At 78.0% G+C, this 3972-nt stretch carries 3 protein-coding genes; all 3 read left to right on the top strand.

Annotated features, from left to right (window positions below; translation table 11 throughout):
* The coding region (gene pqqE / locus ACFCX4_RS35145) for a pyrroloquinoline quinone biosynthesis protein PqqE (protein ID WP_376151356.1) at window positions 1–1132 on the top strand (1132 nt) is incomplete at its 5' end.
* A 37-nt stretch (window positions 1133–1169) separates the two neighbouring features.
* Window positions 1170–2078, top strand: a complete 909-nt coding sequence (gene pqqB, locus ACFCX4_RS35140) for a pyrroloquinoline quinone biosynthesis protein PqqB (protein ID WP_376151358.1) — start codon at window positions 1170–1172, stop codon at window positions 2076–2078.
* A gap of 220 nt (window positions 2079–2298) precedes the next feature.
* Window positions 2299–3894 (top strand): lytic transglycosylase domain-containing protein, encoded by a 1596-nt coding sequence (locus ACFCX4_RS35135; RefSeq protein WP_376151354.1) that lies wholly within the window; start codon window positions 2299–2301, stop codon window positions 3892–3894.
* The last annotated feature ends 78 nt before the right edge of the window (window positions 3895–3972 follow it).

The following is a 3972-nucleotide window of genomic DNA, read 5'->3' as shown; positions in this document are numbered from 1 at the left end:
GGAGTCCGCCGGCGCCGGGCGGGCCGGAGGGCGGGCGCCCGCCCCGCTCGGCCTGGTCGCCGAACTCACCCACCGCTGCCCGCTGCAGTGCGTCTACTGCGCGAACCCGGTGGAACTCGCCCGGCAGCGCGACGAGCTGGACACCGCCCAGTGGCTCCGGGTGCTCGACCAGGCGCGCGGCCTGGGCGTGCTCCAGGTGCACCTCACCGGCGGCGAGCCGCTGCTCCGCCGCGACCTGGCCGCCGTCGTCGCGCACGCCCGCGGCCTGGGCCTCTACACCAACCTGATCACCAGCGGGCTGCCGCTGGACGGCGCGCGCGCCGCCGAACTCGCCGACGCCGGCCTGGACCACGTCCAGCTGTCCTTCCAGGACACCGACCCGCTGCGGGCCGACACCATCGCCGGACTGGCCCGGCGGGGCGGCCCGACCGGCCACGAGCGCAAGCTCGAAGCGGCGGCGCTGCTCACCGGCGCCGGGCTGCCGCTGACCGTCAACGCCGTGCTGCACCGCGGCAACGTCGCCCGGCTCGGCGCGATCGCCGACCTCGCCGTCGCGCTGGGCGCCGACCGGGTCGAGCTCGCGCACACCCAGTTCTACGGCTGGGCCTGGGTCAACCGCGCCCATCTGGCGCCGAGCGAGGCCCAGGTCGGCCGGGCGGAGCGCGACGTCGCCGCCGCCCGGGCGCGGCACGGCGACCGGATCGAGATCACCCACGTCGCCGCCGACCACCACGGCGGCACCGCCAAACCGTGCATGAACGGCTGGGGGAACGAACAGCTCGTCGTGGCGCCCGACGGCGCCGTGCTGCCCTGCCTCGCGGCCGCCCAGCTGCCGGGCCTGACGCTCCCGAACGCGGTCACCGACGGCCTGGCCGCGAGCTGGCACGACTCACCCGCCTTCAACCGCTACCGGGGCACCGCCTGGATGCCCGAACCCTGCCGCAGCTGCGAACTGCGCGAGCAGGACTTCGGCGGCTGTCGCTGCCAGGCCTTCCAGTTCACCGGTGACCCGGCCGCCACCGACCCCGCCTGCCGGTTCTCCCCGCAGCACCACCTCGTCCGCGCACCGGCCCCGCAGGCCGGCCCGGAACCGGTGCCGCGGCGGTTCACCGCGACCGCCGACCCCCGCTGACCGCCCCGCCCGAGGAGCACCGACCGAGGAGCACCAACTGAGGATCCGGATCCTCGGCACCGCCGCCGGCGGCGGCCTGCCCCAGTGGAACTGCGGCTGCGCGGGCTGTGCCACCGCCCGGCACACCGGAGCCGTCCGCAGCCAGGACTGTCTGGCAATCAGCGGGGACGGCTCCGCCTGGTACCTGGTCAACGCCTCCCCCGACCTGCGCACGCAACTGCTCGCCGCGCCCGAGCTGGCGCCCGCGCCCGGCAGCCGCGCCACCCCGCTGCACGGCGTCCTGCTCACCAGCGGAGAACTCGACCACACCCTCGGACTGCTGACCCTGCGCGAGGCGGCCGGGCTGTCCGTGCACGCCAGCGCCCCGGTCCGGGCCGCGCTCCACGGGGCCTTCCCGGTGGGCCCGCTGCTCGCCCCGTACACCGGGGCCCGCTGGCACACCGTCGTCCCCGGCCGCGCCGTCGAGCTGGCCGGGGGTCTGGTCGCCGAACCGCTGGCCCTCGGCGGCAAGCGCCCCCGGTACGCCGCGGACCTCCCGGTCCCGCCCGAGGGAGAACGGACCGACTGGGTGACCGGCTACCGCTTCACCGGGCCGGACGGCCGCGCCCGGGCGGTCTACGCCCCCGGTCTGGCCGCCTGGACGCCCGCCGTCGACCGGGCGGTCGCGGACGCCGACGTGGTGATCCTGGACGGCACCTTCGCCACCGACGACGAACTCGCCCGGCACACCGGGGGCGCCCGCACCTCGCGCGGCATGGGTCACCTCCCGGTCGCCGACTCGCTCCCGCACCTGGCGCGCCGGCCCGGGCCGCGCTACCTCTACACCCACCTCAACAACACCAACCCGCTCGCCCACCGGGACTCCCCGGAGGCCGCCGCCCTGGCGCCCGCACTGGCCGCGGCGGGCGCGGCCGTCGCCGAGGACGGGACCGTGCTCGACCTGTGACCCGGCCCCGGCCCGGGCCTCCCTGACCGTGTCCGGTCGAACCCGTCCACCGTCCGTTCATCGAACGGTGGCGCCCGGTACCGCCCGGATCCACCGGTGTCCTGTCGGATCGTCGTGATACTAATCATTCCGGAAATGAGGCCTGTCGCGCGTCGGAAGGCACGATGGTGACAGCCCGTCCGTTCCTCGGGGGACCGGACGGTGACGGGAGGGGCACGGCATGGTGAGCACGATCGGCGAGGACGCAGGGGCGAAGGGGAAGCCCGGCGGGCCCGAGCGGCGGGAGCCCCGGCCGGCCGGCCGCCGGCTGCGGCTGGGCAAGCGGGTCACCGGCATGCTCGCGGTGTTCACCGCCCTCGCGGCGCTGACCGGTTCGCACTCCGGCCTCGGCTTCACCCCGGTCGCCGCCGCCGGCCCGGCGGGCAACCTGCCCGGCCGGAGCTCACCCGCCCCGGGCACCGGCCCGGACGGCACCCCGCTCTCCCCCTTCGGTCCCGGCGCCAGCGGCAGCCCGGTGCTGCCCGGCACCCTCGGCACCGTCCCCGCCGACGGCGGCGGCACCCTGCCGCTGACCCAGCCGCCGCTCACGCCGCCCGGCTCGCCCTTCACCGACCCGCTGCGCAGCGGGGCCTCCCTGCCGGAGACGGTCTTCGCCGCCTACCGCAAGGCCGAGGCCTCGCTCGCGCTGCGCTCGCCCGGCTGCCACCTGCCCTGGCAGCTGCTCGCCGCGATCGGCGAGGTCGAGTCCGGTCAGGCCGGCCGGGGCGCGGTGGACGCCGCCGGCACGACCTTCCGCCCGATCCTCGGCCCGGTGCTCAACGGCGCCGGCTTCGCGGCGATCGGCGACACCGACGGCGGCCGCTACGACGGTGACACCCAGTGGGACCGTGCCGTCGGCCCGATGCAGTTCATCCCGTCCACCTGGGCGAGCTGGGGGGCGGACGCCAACGGCGACGGCAAGGCCGACCCGAACAACATCTTCGACGCCGCCGAGGCGGCCGGCCGCTACCTCTGCGCGGGCGGCCGTGACCTGACCGACGCGGCCCAGCTGGACCGGGCGGTGCTCAGCTACAACCACTCCGCGGAGTACCTGCGCACGGTCCGCAACTGGATGGCGCACTTCGGCAACGGCAGCCCGGTGACCACGCCGGACCGCCCGGGCACCCCGAGCCCGCTGGCCCCGCTGTCCCCGCTCGCGCCGCAGGCCCCGCTCCTGCCCGTCGCCCCGGTGACGCCGGCCCCGACGGCCACCGGCCCGGCCGGCACGACGCCGTCCGGAACGGCCACCACGCCGTCCACCGGCACTCCGACCGGCGCCCCGTCGCCGAGCGCGACGCCGCCCGGGTCGCCGTCGCCCTCCGCGTCCGCCTCGCCGTCGGCCGAGCCGTCCGCCACCCCGTCCACGACGCCGGGCAGCACGCCGTCCGGGGGCACCAGCCCCTCCGCGACCCCGAGCGGCACGCCGAGCACCACCCCGACGGGCACCCCCGGCGGCACCCCGTCCACGACGCCCACCGGCACCCCCTCGGGCACGCCCACCGGGACGCCGTCCGCCACGCCGACCACGACGCCCACGGAGACGCCCACCGGCTGCCCGACCCCGACGGGTACGCCCACCGGCGCCCCCTCGGGCACCCCGACCGCGGCCGCGAGCCCGTCGGCGAGCTCCTCCGCGACCACGCCGGCCACACCGGGCGCGACGGCCCGCCCGACCGCCCCCGGCTGCCCGGTGCCCACCCCGTCGACGGCGCCGTCCGCCGCCGCCACCCCGAGCGCCTCGCTGTCGCCCTCGGCCGCGGCCCCCTCGGCGCACTGACCGGCGGCCGGTCGCGGCACCGGTCCGCCCGGGCATCGACGGCCTCGGCCCGCCTCCCGTACGTCGGGGAGGCAGGCC

It is taken from the genome of Kitasatospora sp. NPDC056327, assembly GCF_042261735.1.
Taxonomy (GTDB): Bacteria; Actinomycetota; Actinomycetes; order Streptomycetales; family Streptomycetaceae; genus Kitasatospora.
The sequence above is the reverse complement of the archived record's forward strand: the minus strand, read 5'-3'. Positions and strand labels throughout refer to the sequence as shown.